The 15,442-nt window shown below is 59.0% G+C and carries 17 protein-coding genes; 11 read left to right on the top strand and 6 right to left on the bottom strand.

Annotated features, from left to right (window positions below; translation table 11 throughout):
- From ftsY to glpX, 6 genes are all read left to right on the top strand, one after another.
- The coding region (gene ftsY / locus UN63_RS15045; protein ID WP_104488089.1) for a signal recognition particle-docking protein FtsY at window positions 1-1,193 on the top strand (1,193 nt) is incomplete at its 5' end.
- Window positions 1,194-1,859 (top strand): cell division ATP-binding protein FtsE, encoded by a 666-nt coding sequence (ftsE, locus tag UN63_RS15050; protein ID WP_104488091.1) that lies wholly within the window; start codon window positions 1,194-1,196, stop codon window positions 1,857-1,859.
- Window positions 1,856-2,803: a permease-like cell division protein FtsX gene (gene ftsX / locus UN63_RS15055; protein ID WP_104488093.1), complete on the top strand. Its 948-nt coding sequence runs from the start codon at window positions 1,856-1,858 to the stop codon at window positions 2,801-2,803. Before ftsE ends, ftsX begins: the two co-directional genes overlap by 4 nt.
- A gap of 189 nt (window positions 2,804-2,992) precedes the next feature.
- Window positions 2,993-3,850, top strand: a complete 858-nt coding sequence (rpoH, locus tag UN63_RS15060; protein ID WP_104488095.1) for an RNA polymerase sigma factor RpoH — start codon at window positions 2,993-2,995, stop codon at window positions 3,848-3,850.
- 88 nt (window positions 3,851-3,938) lie between these two features.
- Window positions 3,939-4,589: a carbonate dehydratase gene (gene can, locus UN63_RS15065; RefSeq protein WP_104488097.1), complete on the top strand. Its 651-nt coding sequence runs from the start codon at window positions 3,939-3,941 to the stop codon at window positions 4,587-4,589.
- 28 nt (window positions 4,590-4,617) lie between these two features.
- Entirely contained in the window at window positions 4,618-5,625 is a 1,008-nt protein-coding gene (gene glpX, locus UN63_RS15070; protein WP_104488099.1) for a class II fructose-bisphosphatase, read from the top strand.
- 408 nt (window positions 5,626-6,033) lie between these two features.
- Here glpX and UN63_RS15075 read toward each other — a convergent pair whose 3' ends face one another.
- Together UN63_RS15075 and UN63_RS15080 are read right to left on the bottom strand one after the other, a co-directional pair.
- The gene (locus tag UN63_RS15075; protein ID WP_181068264.1) at window positions 6,034-7,410 is read right to left on the bottom strand and encodes a class II fumarate hydratase; all 1,377 of its coding nucleotides are present in this window, start codon (window positions 7,408-7,410) and stop codon (window positions 6,034-6,036) included.
- Window positions 7,411-7,451: 41 nt separating this feature from the next.
- Window positions 7,452-7,829 carry an acetyl-CoA sensor PanZ family protein gene (locus UN63_RS15080; protein ID WP_104488103.1) on the bottom strand — a complete coding sequence of 126 codons (378 nt, stop codon included), beginning with the start codon at window positions 7,827-7,829 and terminating at the stop codon, window positions 7,452-7,454.
- Window positions 7,830-7,955: 126 nt separating this feature from the next.
- Between UN63_RS15080 and UN63_RS15085 the strand changes: the two genes are divergently transcribed.
- Complete coding sequence (locus UN63_RS15085) at window positions 7,956-8,513, top strand: gamma-glutamylcyclotransferase (RefSeq protein WP_104488106.1); 558 nt, start codon at window positions 7,956-7,958, stop codon at window positions 8,511-8,513.
- 84 nt (window positions 8,514-8,597) lie between these two features.
- A complete protein-coding gene (locus UN63_RS15090; protein WP_104488108.1) occupies window positions 8,598-8,849 on the top strand; it encodes a YkgJ family cysteine cluster protein in 252 nt (83 codons plus the stop codon).
- A 19-nt stretch (window positions 8,850-8,868) separates the two neighbouring features.
- On the opposite strand, the gene envC is transcribed toward UN63_RS15090, so the two are convergent.
- Both envC and gpmM read right to left on the bottom strand, forming a co-directional pair.
- A complete protein-coding gene (gene envC / locus UN63_RS15095; protein WP_104488110.1) occupies window positions 8,869-10,095 on the bottom strand; it encodes a murein hydrolase activator EnvC in 1,227 nt (408 codons plus the stop codon).
- A 10-nt stretch (window positions 10,096-10,105) separates the two neighbouring features.
- The gene (gene gpmM, locus UN63_RS15100; protein WP_104488113.1) at window positions 10,106-11,638 is read right to left on the bottom strand and encodes a 2,3-bisphosphoglycerate-independent phosphoglycerate mutase; all 1,533 of its coding nucleotides are present in this window, start codon (window positions 11,636-11,638) and stop codon (window positions 10,106-10,108) included.
- Window positions 11,639-11,853: 215 nt separating this feature from the next.
- Here gpmM and UN63_RS15105 point away from each other — a divergent pair, with 215 nt between their 5' ends.
- From UN63_RS15105 to gpsA, 3 genes are read left to right on the top strand one after another with little or no spacing between them, the layout of a single operon-like run.
- Window positions 11,854-12,282 carry a rhodanese-like domain-containing protein gene (locus tag UN63_RS15105; protein WP_104488115.1) on the top strand — a complete coding sequence of 143 codons (429 nt, stop codon included), beginning with the start codon at window positions 11,854-11,856 and terminating at the stop codon, window positions 12,280-12,282.
- Window positions 12,283-12,312: 30 nt separating this feature from the next.
- On the top strand, window positions 12,313-12,792 hold the full coding sequence (gene secB / locus UN63_RS15110; RefSeq protein WP_104488117.1) for a protein-export chaperone SecB: 480 nt from the start codon (window positions 12,313-12,315) through the stop codon (window positions 12,790-12,792).
- The gene (gpsA, locus tag UN63_RS15115; protein WP_104488119.1) at window positions 12,792-13,796 is read left to right on the top strand and encodes an NAD(P)H-dependent glycerol-3-phosphate dehydrogenase; all 1,005 of its coding nucleotides are present in this window, start codon (window positions 12,792-12,794) and stop codon (window positions 13,794-13,796) included. The genes secB and gpsA overlap by 1 nt, the downstream gene beginning before the upstream one ends.
- A 311-nt stretch (window positions 13,797-14,107) precedes the next feature.
- On the opposite strand, the gene nfuA is transcribed toward gpsA, so the two are convergent.
- Both nfuA and UN63_RS15125 read right to left on the bottom strand, forming a co-directional pair.
- Complete coding sequence (nfuA, locus tag UN63_RS15120; RefSeq protein WP_104488122.1) at window positions 14,108-14,686, bottom strand: Fe-S biogenesis protein NfuA; 579 nt, start codon at window positions 14,684-14,686, stop codon at window positions 14,108-14,110.
- Window positions 14,687-14,757: 71 nt separating this feature from the next.
- A complete protein-coding gene (locus UN63_RS15125) occupies window positions 14,758-15,441 on the bottom strand; it encodes a ComF family protein (RefSeq protein ID WP_104488124.1) in 684 nt (227 codons plus the stop codon).
- Window position 15,442: the final 1 nt, after the last annotated feature.

Here is a 15,442-nt window from a genome sequence, read left to right on the forward strand (position 1 = left end):
AGCAGGCCCGCCTGGCGGCGGAAGCCGAAGCAGCCGAACAGGCCCGTCTGGCAGCAGAAGCCGAGGCGGCCGAGCAGGCCCGCTTGGCGGTGGAAGCCGAGGCGGCCGAGCAGGCCCGACTGGCGGCGGAAGCCTTGGCCCGTGCGGAAGAAGAAGCACGGCAGGCGGTTGAAGAAGAAGCGCGTCTCGCCGCCGAAGAAGAGGCGGCCGAGCAGACCCGGCTGGCAGAAGAAGCCGAAGCCGCCGCTAAAAAGGCCGAAAAAGCCCCCAAGCAGGGCTTTTTTGCCCGTCTCAAGCAGGGGCTGCTGAAAACCAGACAAAATCTGGGCTCCGGCTTCTTCGGTCTGTTCAGTGGCAAGAAGATTGACGATGAGCTGTTCGAAGAGCTGGAAACCCAGCTGCTGACCGCCGATCTGGGGGTGGAAACCACCCTGTCGATCATCGACAACCTGACCCGTCAGGCCAGTCGCCGTCAGCTTAAAGACGGCGAGGCGCTTTATGAGCTGCTGAAAGAAGAGATGGGCGCCATCCTTGACAAGGTAGACAAGCCGCTGGTGATCGACAGCGAGCATAAACCTTACGTGATCCTGATGGTCGGCGTTAACGGCGTCGGCAAGACCACCACTATCGGCAAGCTGGCGCGCCAGTTCCAGGCTGAAGGAAAATCGGTGATGCTGGCGGCAGGCGATACCTTCCGCGCAGCGGCGGTGGAGCAACTGCAGATATGGGGTGAGCGTAACGAGATCCCTGTGATCGCCCAGCATACCGGCGCCGATGCCGCTTCGGTCATTTATGATGCGGTCGAGGCCGCCAAGGCGCGCAAGGTCGATGTGCTGATTGCCGATACAGCCGGTCGCCTGCAGAACAAGGCGCACCTGATGGACGAGCTGAAGAAAATCGTGCGGGTGATGCAGAAGATCGACGGCGCGGCGCCGCACGAGATCATGCTGACTCTGGATGCCGGCACCGGCCAGAATGCCCTGAGTCAGGCCAAGGTCTTCAACGAGGCCGTGCCCATTACCGGCATTACCCTGAGCAAGCTGGACGGCACCGCCAAGGGTGGGGTTATTTTTGCGGTGGCAGACAAATTCGGCATCCCCATTCGCTACATAGGGGTAGGCGAAAAAATCGACGATCTGCGGCCCTTCAATTCCCGGGAATTCATCGACGCTCTTTTCACTCAGGAAGAATAAATGATCCGCTTCGAGCAGGTTAGCAAGGTATACAGCGGGGGCTTTCAGGCCCTGCAGAAGGTCAGTTTCCACCTGGACAAGGGGGAGATGGCGTATCTTACCGGCCATTCGGGGGCCGGCAAGAGCACCCTGCTCAAGCTGATCAGCGTGATGGAAAGACCTACCGACGGTCAGGTGCTGTTCAACGGCCAGGATGTCAGTCGTATCGGTCGTGGCCACATCCCCTATGTGCGTCGCCGTATTGGCATGATTTTTCAGGACCATCACCTGATTAACGCTCGTACCGTGTTCGACAACGTGGCGCTGCCGCTGGTGATCGAAGGTTATAGCCACCAGGATATTCGTCGCCGGGTGTCGGCGGCGCTCGACAAGGTCGGTCTGCTCGGCAAAGACCGTTACTTTCCGCCCATGCTGTCCGGCGGTGAGCAGCAGCGGGTGGGCATTGCACGGGCCATCGTCAACAAGCCGTCACTGTTGCTGGCGGACGAGCCGACCGGCAATCTGGATCCCGGGCTGTCGATGGAAATTCTGCGCCTGTTCGAAGCCTTTAATCGAGTCGGCGTCAGCGTGCTGATTGCCACCCACGATACCGGTCTTATCAACTCCCAGCGTTATCGTACCCTGACTCTGAATAGTGGTCGTATGCAGACGGAGGAGGGCGTATGAGCAGGCACAAGTTGTCCTGGCCGCAGCGTCTGGCTATGTATGGCATAGATCACCTGCGGCAGTTATTCGCCAGCCTGGGTGAGATGTGGCGTACTCCGCTGAGTTCGCTGATGACCATCGCTGTGCTGGGGGTCAGCCTGGCATTGCCGGCGAGTTTTTACGTGCTGCTGAAAAATGCCGAGTCGGTCAGCGAATTCTGGCAGAGCAAGGCGCAGATCAGCCTGTATCTGCAACAGAATGCGACCGAGGCCCAGGTTACCGAACTGCAGCAGCGGCTGGCGACCATGGCCGAGATAGAAAAAACCACCTATATCAGCGCCGCCCAGGGTTTGGCCGACTTCAAAGGCGCCGCCGGTTTTGCCGAGGCGCTGGAGCTGCTGGAAGCCAACCCGCTGCCGGCGGTGTTTATTCTGAACCTGTCCGAGAGCGGCCGGTCGCCGGATGCTGCCGAGTTGCTGCTGGCGGACATGAGTGCCGAGCCCATAGTGGCTACCGCTCGTCTGGACATGGCCTGGCTGGCCCGGCTGTCGGGCATCGTCGATCTGTTGCGGCAGGCGGTGGTGGGCATGGCCACCCTGTTGCTGGCCGGCGTCTTGCTGGTGGTCAGTAACACCCTGCGGCTTAACATCCTCAACAGCCGTTACGAGATAGAGGTGATGAAGCTGGTGGGGGCGACCGACAGCTTCATTCAGCGGCCCTTTTTATATGTGGGGCTCTGGTACGGCATTATCGGCGGACTACTGGCCTGGTGGTTGACCCTGGTGATGGTGTTCTGGCTCAGCCACAAGGTGAGTGCGCTGGCGGCCTTGTATCAGAGTGATTTTGATTTGCTGGGGTTGGGTGCACAGGAAAGCCTGCTGCTTGTGCTGACCGGGATCCTGCTCAGCCTGCTGGCATCCGGATTTTCGGTGCGGCGTCACATTCGCGCAATAGAGCCGAGTTGAACTTGATGCCCTTATTGTGGTCTCATGGGGGCAGAAACGGGCGATCCGCTTGACATTTATTCCCAGATAAATACATTTTCCGTTGCGCCCTCATCCATGAGATGTGTGCACAGCCAGACCACCAACGTCATGGCAGGGCGGTAAGCCGCGGCTGTTTTGATACGGAGTCATGTAATGAATGCGAGTTTAATGACAACAGATTTTCAGCGCCACTTTGCCCTGGTTCCCCAGGGTAGCCTGGAGGCCTATATCCAGGCAGTCAATACCATTCCCGTGCTGAGCGCGGAAGAGGAAAAATCACTGGCCGAGAGGCTGCAGAACGATGGCGACCTGGCCTCAGCCCGCCAGATGATCATGTCGCACCTGCGTTTTGTGGTGCACATTGCCAAGAGTTATTCCGGCTACGGTCTGCCGCAGGCTGACTTGATCCAGGAAGGCAACATCGGTCTGATGAAGGCGGTCAAACGTTTCGACCCCACGGTGGGCGTGCGTCTGGTGTCCTTCGCGGTACATTGGATCAAGGCAGAAATTCACGAGTACGTGCTGCGTAACTGGCGCGTGGTCAAGGTGGCCACCACCAAGGCGCAGCGAAAGCTGTTCTTCAACCTGCGCAAGTCCAAGAAGCGTCTGGGCTGGTTCAACCAGCAGGAAGTGGAAATGGTAGCCCAGAATCTGGGCGTGCTCCCCTCCGAAGTGCTGGAGATGGAATCGCGCATGAGCGCACAGGATCAGGCTTTCGATCTGGCGTCCGATGACGATGACAAGGACACCAGCTTTTCGCCGGTGCATTATCTGCAGGATCATGCCTCGGACGTGGCCCACCAGGTGGAGGAAGCCAACTGGGAGCAAACGGCCAATCGTCGTCTGCGCGCGGCTCTGGCCACGCTGGATGAGCGTAGCCAGCATATTATTCAGGCCCGCTGGCTGGAAGAAGACGACAAGACCACACTGCAGACCCTGGCCGACGAATACGGGGTCTCTGCCGAGCGTATTCGCCAGCTTGAAAAAAGCGCACTGAAAAAGCTGAAAACGGCCATGGATGCCTGAGTAACAACAAGGTCATGGTGAAAGGCCCCGCAGGGGCCTTTTTTCCGTCGATAATTTATTTTTGATCAGATAAAAGCAGGACAATCCCATGAAAATACTGGAGCATCTGTTTCACAACAACGAGGAATGGTCAGAGAGGATCAAAGCGGAAGATCCGACCTTTTTCGAGAAGTTGGCGTTGCAACAGACGCCTGAATATCTGTGGATTGGCTGTTCCGACAGCCGGGTCCCCGCCAACCAGCTGACCGGCCTGCTGCCCGGCGATGTATTTGTGCATCGCAACGTGGCCAACCTGGTGGTGCATACGGACTTCAATTGTCTGTCGGTGGTACAATACGCAGTTGAAGTGCTCAAGGTGAAACACATCATCATCTGCGGCCACTATGGCTGCGGTGGGGTTCTGTCGGCCATGAAGAACCAGGAACTGGGACTTATCGACAACTGGCTGCGCAATATCAAGGACCTGTACTGCAAGCATCAGGAAGCTCTGGAAAGCATCAAAGATGAGAAAGAGCGGGGCGATGTCATGTGCGAGCTGAACATAGTGGAGCAGGTCGCAAATCTGTGTCACACCACCATAGTGCAAAATGCCTGGAAACGGGGTCAGTCGCTGTCGGTACACGGCTGGGTATACGGTATCAAGGACGGCAAGTTGCAAGACCTGGGTGTGTGTGTGAATGATGTAGAGCAGATCCCCGATGTTTACCGTATCTTCCAGAAGCGCAGATTGGGTAAATAGCGATAACTTGAACGAGTAGGAAATCTTCATGAGACGTGAATTGGCCATTGAATTTTCCCGAGTGACTGAAGCCGCCGCCCTGGCAGGCTACAAGTGGCTGGGACGAGGCGACAAGAATATCGCCGACGGTGCTGCCGTAGCGGCCATGCGTCATGTACTGAATGAAATCGAAATCAGTGGCGAGGTAGTGATCGGCGAGGGTGAAATCGACGATGCGCCTATGCTTTATATCGGCGAAAAAGTGGGTCTCGGCGGTGATGATGTCGACATCGCGGTCGATCCCATCGAAGGCACCCGAATGACGGCCATGGGCCAGTCGAACGCGCTGGCGGTCATTGCCGTCGGCGAAAAGGGTGCTTTCTTGCGTGCCCCCGACATGTATATGGAAAAGCTGATCGTCGGCGCCCGAGCCAAAGGCGCTATCGATTTAACCAAATCGATAGAGCAAAACATCAAAGCGGTCGCCAAGGCACTGAACAAGCCCTTGTCCCGCTTTACCGTGATTACCCTGGCCAAGCCGCGTCACGACAAGGCGATCAAGACCATGCAGGCTCTGGGTGTACGGGTATTCGCCGTGCCCGACGGTGACGTGGCGGCGTCCATTCTCGCCTGTATTCCCGAGAGCGAAGTCGACATGCTCTATGGCATTGGCGGCGCCCCCGAGGGCGTGATTTCCGCAGCGGCGGTGCGCTCGCTGGACGGCGACATGCAGGCTCGCCTGGTACCGCGCTATGAGGTCAAGGGACCGACCGAAGAGAATCTGGCGCTGGGCCAGCAAGAGATCGAACGCTGCAAGCAGATGGGTATCGAAGTCGGCAAGGTGCTGAAGCTGGAAGACATGGCGCGTACCGACAACGTGCTGTTTGCGGCGACCGGCATCACCAAGGGTGACTTGCTGGAAGGCATCAGCAGCGATGGCTACTACGCCCACACCGAGACTTTGGTGATCCGTGGCAAGTCGCGCACCGTGCGTCGTATCCGTTCAACTCATATTCTGTCTCGCAAGAACAAGGCGCTGCAGGACATCATCCTGTAACCGACCGGATATGAAGGGTCGGATGTAAGCGAAAAAAGGGATGCCCAGGCATCCCTTTTTGTTTGGCCCTTGGCCTTCGGTAGCAGCGAAAGAGGAGGCCAAAGGGCCCGCTCCACCGACTCGCTCAAGCACCTCCTTGTGACGCTCAGCACATGACGTCCCTGTCATGTGATGGTCGGTGGAGCAGATCCCTTTGCCCTCCTTGATGCTCCGGCGTCGCCTGTTAGCACTGCCTGCGGACAATTCGGTGTTCCAGAAGAGGCAACAGAGAACGGCTCCCACGACCGTGAAATGCCAGGGACGGCATTTCCGAGCCCCCACGGATGGGTTTATGGCGTGTCGAGGGAGGCGGCTGTGTTGCCTCTGGTCTGGGGCCTCAATATGATCAGATCATTACTGGGATTGGTATTACTCCTGCTGGCTGCCTCTGGTCAGCGCCGCCGGATCCAGCAGGTGGCGCAATTCCTCTTCCGACAGTTCGGTTTCTTCCAGCGCCACTTCCAGTATTGGCCTGTTTTCCGCATAGGCCTGCTTGGCGATCTTCGCCGCCCGGTCGTAGCCGATCACAGGGTTGAGGGCGGTCACCAGAATCGGGTTTTTGGCCAGGCTCTGATCGATATGCTCCTGATTGACGGTAAAGCCTGCGATGGCGTCGGCCAGCAGTGGGGCTACGTTGGTCAGCAGTTGCGTCATGGTGAGCAGGTTGTTGGCCACCAGCGGCAGCATGACATTGAGCTGGAAGTTGCCGGACTGGCCGGCAACCGTGATGGCGGTGTCCAGGCCAATTACCTGGGCCGCCACCATGGCCACCGCCTCCGGTATCACCGGATTGACCTTGCCGGGCATGATGGACGATCCCGGTTGCAGGGCGGTCAGCTGAATCTCGGCCAGGCCGGTGAGGGGGCCCGAGTTCATCCAGCGCAGATCGTTGGCGATTTTCATCAGCGCTACGGCCAGGGTCTTGAGTTGCCCCGACAGCTCCACCGCCGTGTCCTGGCTGCTCAGGCTGTAGAAGTAGTCTTCGGCAGGACAGAAATCGAGCCCAGTGTGGCGATTGAGATAGTCGCAGGCCAACTGGGCCTGGCGTGGATCGGCATTGATGCCGGTGCCGATGGCGGTACCGCCCAGCGCCAGTTGCTGCAGCCGGCTTTGCAGCCCTCCCAGTCGCTCGCGACCATAACGTACCTGGGTGGCCCAGCCGCCCAGCTCCTGATCGAAGCGCAACGGCATGGCATCCATCAGGTGGGTACGGCCGGTTTTTACCTGACTCTGCAGCTTCTCTGCCTTGGTGAGGGTGGCCTGTTCCAGCTGATGCAGGGCCGGCAGCAACTCGCGGCTCAGGCTGAGGGCGGCGCTGACATGAATGGCGGAAGGGATGACGTCGTTGGAGCTCTGGCCCATGTTGACGTCGTCATTGGCGCCCACCGCCTTGCCCAGACGAGCGGCGGCCAGGTGCGCCAGCACCTCGTTGACGTTCATGTTGGTGCTGGTGCCGGAGCCGGTCTGATAGACATCGATGGGAAAGGCATCCGGGTAGCGACCATCGATAATCTCGCCCGCGGCCTGAATAATGGCGTCGGCCTTGTCCTGCTCCAGTCGGGCCAGTTGGCCGTTGGCATGGGCGCAGGCGGCTTTGATACGAGCGATGGCATAAATAAAGGCCGGGGGCAGCGGCTGGCCGGAGATCGGAAAGTTGTTGATGGCTCGTTGGGTCTGGGCGCCATAAAGGGCCTGGTCAGGTACCTGTACCTCGCCCATGGAGTCCCGTTCGGTTCTCGTCTTCATCACCGTTTCCTTCTGCTATCGACCTTTATCTGTCCAGGCCGCTATTTTTCTAGGCAATAGCTTAGCATTCCTGCCTGGGTGTTGAAGCCATGGCTGGTTAAAAAGGCGGCGAGTCCGGCTCTTTGTTCTTCCGGTGCCTGGGCCGGGTTGCAGTCGAGTCGGCTCAAGCCGGCGGCCTTCGCTTCTAGCCTGATCTGGCGCAGCAGCTCCCGGCCTATGCCCCGGCGGCGGGTAATATCACGCACCGCGATAAAGTCGAGCCGATCTTGCTGACGCCAGGCCAAGGCCACGGCCTTGTCGTTGAAGGTGGCGAGATAGAATACCGCCTGCTCGGGCAGGGCTCTGCCCTGCAAGATGATGTCGGCGTGGCGACGGTGAATGGCCGGTAGCTGATTCAGGCAGTGAACGGTCAGGCGCATGGTGAACATCCTGTGTCATGAAAAAACGCCAGTTTACCATGAAGCCGGTTCTGTCTGACCGGCATTCGACAAGGGCGGCAAGGCGTAGCATCATGAAGGTTCGATATGAAAAGGAACAGGTTTGCCATGACATTCGACACCAGCCAACACAATCTCCGTATGACTCACTTCGACCAACACGACTCTTTCTGGCTGTTCGGCTACGGCTCTCTGATCTGGAAGGCCGACTTTCCCTTTCTGGAGCGCAAGCCGGCCTGGATCCACGGCTGGTGCCGCCGGTTCTGGCAGGGTTCTCATGATCATCGCGGTACCCCGGATGCACCCGGGCGGGTGGTGACCCTGACTCGTGATCCCGACGCACGCTGTGATGGCATGGCCTATCGCATTCGACCCGAGGTGCTGACCCAGCTGGATATGCGGGAGAAAAACGGTTACCTGCGCGAGCTGGTGCCAGTGCATTTCGATGCACAGCAAGCGGTGGAAGGGCTGATTTACCTGGCAACCGAAGATAATGCCGCCTTTCTGGGCGAAGCCCCGCTGGCGGCGATGGCCACCCAGATTGACCTGGCCCGGGGTCCCAGCGGCAGTAACCGGGACTATCTGCTCAATCTGGAACAAGCCTTGCGTGAACTGGGGGTAGTCGATCACCACGTCTCGGCGCTGGCGGCCTTCCTGCCCGGCTAGAGATCGCCGGCCAGCTAAGGCACCGGCACTACAGTGAGCAGGCACAAGCCGTTATACTGGCCGGCCCTGTCGAGAGGTCGTGTGATGGAATGTCGAAGCAATTGCGGTGCCTGCTGTATCGCCCCCAGTATCAGTGGTCCGCTGCCGGGCATGCCCAATGGCAAGGCCGCAGGTGAGCCCTGTCTGCACCTGCTGGAAGATATGCGTTGCGCGCTGTTCGGCAAGCCGGAACGACCGGCGGTGTGCGGTACTTTCAAGGCCATGGCCGACGTCTGCGGCATTAATCAGACCGAAGCGCTGTGGCTGATTGATGAACTGGAATCGGCGACGTGCTAGCTGCAGGCGCGCGTTAACGTCAGCCCCGTGTCAGCCAGGGCTGAGGATCGATGGCCTGACCCTGATAACGGATTTCGAAGTAGAGGCCGGGCTTGTCCTGGCCGCCGCTTTCGCCACTCAGGGCGATGGGCTGACCGACCTTGACCTTGTCACCGGGATTGCGCAGCAGCGACTGATTGTGCCCATAGAGGCTCATGTAGCCCTTGCCGTGATCGATCACCATCACCATACCGAAACCACTGAGCCAGTCGGCGTAAACCACCTGGCCGCTGGCGATGGCGCTGACCTCCTTGCCGACTGGAGAGCCGATCAACAGGCCTTTCCAGTTCAGCTGGCTGGTACGGGCGCCACCGAAGCGATGGATCAGTGATCCCTTGAGCGGCCAGGGCAGGGTGCCCTTGGCCAGCCCGGCGAAGCTGCCGGTGGTTTTGGCGACCACAGGCGTTTTGCCGGAGCCACCTTGCTGGCGGGCCAGCCGATTGCGTTCGGCCTGTTCCCGGGCCGCTTGCTCACGCGCCGCCTGCTCTCGGGCTGCTCTTTCCTGGGCGGCCTTGATTTGCCGCTCCAGATGACCGGCAGCCTGTTGGAGGTTGGTCAGGCGCTGATTGCTCTGCTCCAGGGCGGCATTAAGCTGTTTGGCGGTCTGGCTGCGTTTGACCTGTTGATCGTTCAGTTTTTGCCGTTCGGTCTCTTGTCGGGCCAGCAGCTGGTTGAGCTGGTTGCGGCTCTGCTCGGCCTGGCGGCGGTTATCGGCCAGTTGCTCGCGGGTGCGAGTCAGCTGTTGCAGGGCGTCGGCTCGCGCCTGGTTGAGATGGGCATAGTAGTGCAGCAATCGATCTATCTCAGTGCTGTCCTGGCCGTTGAGCAACAATTTCAGGTAATCGTGGCGACCATTCTGATAGGCGGCCCTGAGTTGTTCCGCCAGCAACTGCTGCTGTTGCTCGGCCTGCTTGCCCAGGGTCTGGTGCTCTTTGTCCAGCCGGGCGAGGGCGGTTTCGTTTTCTTTCAGCTTGTGCTGAGTCTGGTTCAGCTCCCGGGCCAGGTTGGAAATGGCTTTTTCATCTATGGCGAGCTGTTGCTGTAATTGGCCCAGCTGCTTTTTCTGTTGCTGTACGTCTTGTTTCTGGCTGGCTATCTGGCCCTGAACGTTCTTGAGATCCTTGCTTTCATCCGCCCAAGCGAAAGCACCGGCCATGAGGCCGGTGCTTATCAATAATAATGAAACGATCAGTCGTTGTTTGCCCATATGGGCCTGATTATTTCAGAACCATCAGAGGCTTGCCAGTCATTTGCGTGGGTGTTTCCATCCCCAGCAGAGTCAGCATGGTGGGCGCCAGATCCGAGAGCCGTCCCTTCTCTGCCGGAACGGCATCGCGACCCACGTAGATCAGTGGCACCGGCAGGTTGGTATGAGCGGTTTGTATCAGGCCAGTCACCGGGTTGACCATCTGCTCTGCATTGCCGTGATCGGCGGTGATCAGCGCTTCGCCGCCCACTTCTTCCAGTGCTTCCACCACCCGGCCGATGGAGCGGTCGACCGCCTCACAGGCCTTGACCGCAGCCTCGAACACCCCGGTGTGGCCGACCATGTCGCCGTTGGGGTAGTTGCAGATGATGACGTCGAATACCTGGCTCCTGATGGCGGCAACCAGCTTGTCGGTGAGCAGTTCGGCATTCATTTCAGGCTGTAGATCGTAGGTGGCCACCTGAGGGCTGGGGATCAGCTCGCGCTGCTCGCCGGCGAAGCACTCTTCCCGGCCGCCGTTGAAGAAAAAGGTGACGTGCGCGTATTTTTCGGTTTCGGAGATACGCAGCTGGGTCTTGCCGTGCGCCGCCAACCACTCACCCAGGGTATTGGGCAGCGATTCCGGCGGATAGGCACAGGCGGTATGGATGTCGGCGGCATATTCGGTCAGCATCACGAAGTTGCTCAGAGCCGGTCGTCTGGTGCGTTTAAAGCCGGTGAAATCATCCTGCACGAAGGCGCGGGTCAGCTCCCGGGCCCGGTCGGCGCGAAAGTTCATGAAGATGACCGCATCGCCGTCCTGCATGGCGACCGGCTCACCCACAGTGGTGGCTTTGACGAATTCGTCGTTTTCTTCCCGGGCGTAGGCGGCTTGCAGCGCCTCGACACCGGTGGCAAAGTGATGTTCGGCCCGGCCCTGGGTCAGCAAATCATAGGCGTTTTGTACCCGATCCCAGCGATTATCCCTGTCCATGGCGAAGTAGCGACCAACGATGGAAGCCAGGCGACCCTTGCCCAGAGTGGCAAACAGGGTGTCGAAACGTTCGATGGACGCTTGCGCGGAGCGGGGGGCAACGTCCCGCCCATCAAGAAAACCATGCAGGTAGATGCGTTCGGCACCACGCTCGGCGGCCATCCGGACCATGGCGGCGATCTGGTCTTCATGGCTGTGTACGCCACCGGCCGATAGCAGACCCATGATATGCACGGCCTTGCCCTGACCGACGGCGCCGTCCACGGCGGCAGTCAGTACCGGATTGGTGAAGAAATCCCCGTTTTCGATGGCTTTGTCGATGCGGGTCAAGTCCTGATAGACGATGCGACCGGCACCGATGTTGACGTGGCCCACCTCGGAATTGCCCATCTGGCCATCGGGCAAACCCACATCGTGTCCGGAGGTGGAAATCAGCATGGAAGGGCAGTTCTTCATCAGGCCGTCGAGCACCGGGGTGCGTGCGGTGTGAATGGCGTTATGTTCCGTTTTTTCACTATATCCCCAGCCATCCATAATGATGAGAACCAGGGGCTTTTTGGTCGAGTTCATAGTGTAAACCTATGTTGTTATTTGAAAGTTGAGGTCGAAGAGGCCGAAACTCTCGCCATGTTACTACAGTTGCCGATTTGGGCTCCAGCCGAAGGCCGACGGCAGTTCCGGTGGAGAGAAAGGTGGAGAGGCGATTGGACTCGGGCTGCTGTTATTTGCCGATGCCACATGTATACTCGGGCTTTTCCGTATTTTGACTCGAAAGAAGTAACATTATGCAAGAGTACCTCGATTTTGCCGCCCGTCACCCTATGCTGGCCATGGTCTGGTTGGGCCTGGTAGCCGTGATCATCTATATGACCCTGATGTCCAAACTGACCAAGGTGCAGATAGTCGCCTCCCAGCAAGCGGTGCTGCTTATCAACAAGCAGAACGCCGCGGTGGTGGATGTGCGTACCGCAGAGGAGTTCCGCAAGGGACATATTGCCGGTGCCATCAACGTGCCTGCCGCTCAGCTCAAGGCCAACAACCTGAACCTGATAGAAAAGTATCAGGACAAGCCGTTGGTACTGGTGTGCGAAACCGGCATGACCACCAGTGGTGTCGGTCGCCTGTTGACCAAGGCTGGCTTCAAACAGATTCACGCCCTGCGTGGCGGCATGGCAGACTGGCGCACCCAGAACCTGCCGGTAACCAAACGTTAATCTTTCAACCCAATAAATAAGGATATCTCCATGGCTGAAGAAGCAAATGGCGCCAACACCGAGGCCCAGCAACAGGTTGAATTTCAGATCCAGCGTATCTATCTGAAGGACGTGTCTTTCGAAGCGCCGTCCACGCCACTGGTATTCCAGAAAGAATGGAAGCCGGAAGTAAAGCTGGACCTGGATACCAAGAGCGCCCGTCTGGGTGACAACGTATTCGAAGTGGTACTAACCCTGACCGTGACCTGCCACATGGGCGAGGGCGAAACCGCCTATCTGTGTGAAATTCAGCAGGCCGGTATCTTCACCATCGGCAACATGGCCGAACCGCAGTTGGCCCACTGCCTGGGTGCCTTCTGCCCTAACATCCTGTTCCCCTATGCCCGTGAAACTGTGGGTAGCCTGGTGGGCCGCGGTTCCTTCCCGCAGCTGAACCTGGCACCGGTTAACTTCGATGCCCTGTTTGCCGCGCACGTACAGCGCGCCCAGCAACAGCAGGCGGATGCCTGATGCATAAGGATGCCGCCATCTCGGTTCTGGGTGCCGGCTCCTATGGTACGGCACTGGCCATTGCCATCTCGCGTAATGGCCACCGGACCCTGCTGTGGAGCCACAGGCCCGAGCAGGTGGCCACCCTGGCCGCCGAGCGTTGCAACAAGGTCTTTCTGCCCGATGCCACTTTTCCCGACAGCCTGTGCCCGGCAGCCAGTCTGGAGCAGGTGGTGCAGGCCAGTCGCGATCTGCTGATTGTGGTGCCCAGCCATGTGTTTGCCGATGTGCTGAAACAGATAAAGCCGTTTTTGCGTAAAGACAGCCGCGTTGCCTGGGCCACCAAGGGTCTGGATCCGACCACCGGCAGCCTGTTGCAGGACGTGGCCCGTGACATTCTGGGTGACCAGATCCCGTTGGCGGTGCTGTCGGGCCCCACTTTCGCCAAAGAGCTGGCCATGGGGCTGCCCACCGCCATTTCGCTGGCCTCGACCGACGGCGATTTTGCCAGATATCTGGCTGATCTGGTGCACTGTGATCGCTCGTTCCGGGTTTATCTCAACGACGACATGGTGGGGCTGCAGCTGGGCGGGGCGGTGAAAAACGTCATCGCCATCGGCGCTGGCCTGGCCGATGGCCTGGGCTTCGGTGCCAATGCCCGTACCGCGCTTATCACCCGTGGTCTGGTGGAGCTGCAGCGCCTGGGTGTGGCGCTGGGCGCCAGACAGGAAACCTTCATGGGCATGGCCGGGCTGGGTGATCTGGTGCTGACCTGCACCGACAATCAGTCGCGCAACCGCCGTTTTGGTCTGGCCCTGGGCCGGGGAGAGGACGTGCAGGCTGCGATGGCCGAAATTGGTCAGGTGGTGGAAGGCTATCGCAATGCCGCCGAAGTGCATCAGCTGGCGGCTCGTTATAGCGTGGAAATGCCCATCAGCGAGCAGGTCTATCAGGTGCTGTATCAGGGCAAGAATGCCAGGGAAGCGGCCATTTCCCTGCTGAGCCGGGATCGCAAGGCGGAATAATACCAAACAGATTAAATAACTGATCTATTTGGTGGCTCTGTAAAGGTCGGATAAATGGCCTGCTCCTCCGACACGCCGTGAATACTTCCATGTAGGCTCCGCCGCGCCATCCTTGGCGCGGAGGGTCGGCGGAGCAGATCCCTTTATCCTCCCTGATGCCAGGGAGTTACCTGTTGGCACCGTCTACAGATAACTCTGAGCTCAGATTTAAAATAATGATCAGATCTTTCTTCAAATGGGTATAACTCGCCGAAGCTGCGCACAAAAAAGGGAGCCATAATGGCTCCCTTTTTACTACCCGAGTGGTGAACTCAGTAGTAGGAGTGCTCGCCGCGCTCATGATCGGTGGCATCGCGCACGCCGGTAATTTCGCCGGAAAACAGTTCGAGCAACTGCTTTTCGATGCCATCTTTCAGTGTGACATCAATCATGGAACAGCCGTTACAGCCGCCGCCGAACTGCAGAATGGCCAAGCCATCCGGCGTGATTTCGGTCAGTACCACCTTGCCGCCGTGGCTGGCCAGCCCCGGGTTGATCTGAGACTGCAGCACATACTCGACCCGATCCGCCAGCGGTGCATCTTCCGGCACCTTGGCCATCTTGGCGTTGGGTGCTTTAAGGGTGAGCTGAGAGCCCATCTGGTCGCTGACAAAATCGATTTCGGCGGCGTCCAGGAAAGAGACGCTCTGCTGATCCACGACCGCCTCAAAACCCTCGAACGGCAGATGCATATCGTCATTATCGACGGCATCGGGCGGACAATAAGAAACGCCGCATTCGGCGTTGGGAGTGCCCGGGTTAACCACAAACACCCGAATATTGGTGCCTTCCGGCTGTTGCGACAACAGTTTGCGGAAATGTTCCTGGGCGGTTTCGGAAATCGTAATCATCGCTATCCTCGTAAACCTGACTAAAAAACTCAACTTTTATCATACTCTTGTTGCCGTCGCTTGAATAGTCGTCAGTGTTCAAGAGTCCGGCAGGTGGCCCACACTTCCACCCGGGTGACGCCCTGTGCATGTAACAGCCTGGTCAGCTCCATCATGGTGGTGCCTGTGGTGATCACATCGTCCAGCAGTGCCACATGGCGGTACGCCACGGGCCGGGCGCTGAAAGCGCCGTGCAGATTCTTCCGCCGTTGGCGGCGATTGAGATGGGTCTGGGAAGCGGTGGAGCGAAGCCGCCGCAAGGTTCGGGTATCCACCGGTATATCCAGTACCTCCTGCAGGCCACGGGCGATTTCGGTGGCCTGGTTATAGCCTCGGCGCAGCTGTCGCCACCAGTGCAGGGGCACCGGCAGAATGGCCTCCGGATAGGGAGGCTCCAGTCGCCGGGCCAGCAGCTGGCCGAGCAGGCGACCGTTCAGCGCCCGCTGATGATATTTGAGGTCGTGGATCAGGCGAGGGTAAGGCGACTCGAAGTCGGCCAACACCTGCATCCGTTGCCAGGGCGGCGGTCGGCGCTGGCATTGGCCGCAGTGAGCATCTTCCACCGCCAGCGGAAAGGCGCATTGCGGACAGGGGCGTTCCAGCAGCGGCAGTTCGTCCCGGCACTGGCGGCAGATCAGCGCCTGCTGTTCGCAGTCGTGCCGACACAGCAGGCACTGTCCCCACCAGAGAGCGCCGGATTGTAAGCGGGCGGTCAGC

The organism is Oceanisphaera arctica (assembly GCF_002936955.1).
Taxonomy (GTDB): domain Bacteria; phylum Pseudomonadota; class Gammaproteobacteria; order Enterobacterales; family Aeromonadaceae; genus Oceanimonas; species Oceanimonas arctica.

Coding starts and splice junctions, on each gene's coding strand:
- UN63_RS15075 (WP_181068264.1), bottom strand. CDS start 7,410: ATGAAGACGAGAACCGAACGGGACTCCATGGGCGAGGTACAGGTACCT.
- ftsE (WP_104488091.1), top strand. CDS start 1,194: ATGATCCGCTTCGAGCAGGTTAGCAAGGTATACAGCGGGGGCTTTCAG.
- gpmM (WP_104488113.1), bottom strand. CDS start 11,638: ATGAACTCGACCAAAAAGCCCCTGGTTCTCATCATTATGGATGGCTGG.
- gpsA (WP_104488119.1), top strand. CDS start 12,792: ATGCATAAGGATGCCGCCATCTCGGTTCTGGGTGCCGGCTCCTATGGT.
- UN63_RS15085 (WP_104488106.1), top strand. CDS start 7,956: ATGACATTCGACACCAGCCAACACAATCTCCGTATGACTCACTTCGAC.
- UN63_RS15105 (WP_104488115.1), top strand. CDS start 11,854: ATGCAAGAGTACCTCGATTTTGCCGCCCGTCACCCTATGCTGGCCATG.
- secB (WP_104488117.1), top strand. CDS start 12,313: ATGGCTGAAGAAGCAAATGGCGCCAACACCGAGGCCCAGCAACAGGTT.
- UN63_RS15090 (WP_104488108.1), top strand. CDS start 8,598: ATGGAATGTCGAAGCAATTGCGGTGCCTGCTGTATCGCCCCCAGTATC.
- nfuA (WP_104488122.1), bottom strand. CDS start 14,686: ATGATTACGATTTCCGAAACCGCCCAGGAACATTTCCGCAAACTGTTG.
- UN63_RS15080 (WP_104488103.1), bottom strand. CDS start 7,829: ATGCGCCTGACCGTTCACTGCCTGAATCAGCTACCGGCCATTCACCGT.
- can (WP_104488097.1), top strand. CDS start 3,939: ATGAAAATACTGGAGCATCTGTTTCACAACAACGAGGAATGGTCAGAG.
- envC (WP_104488110.1), bottom strand. CDS start 10,095: ATGGGCAAACAACGACTGATCGTTTCATTATTATTGATAAGCACCGGC.
- glpX (WP_104488099.1), top strand. CDS start 4,618: ATGAGACGTGAATTGGCCATTGAATTTTCCCGAGTGACTGAAGCCGCC.
- rpoH (WP_104488095.1), top strand. CDS start 2,993: ATGACAACAGATTTTCAGCGCCACTTTGCCCTGGTTCCCCAGGGTAGC.
- ftsX (WP_104488093.1), top strand. CDS start 1,856: ATGAGCAGGCACAAGTTGTCCTGGCCGCAGCGTCTGGCTATGTATGGC.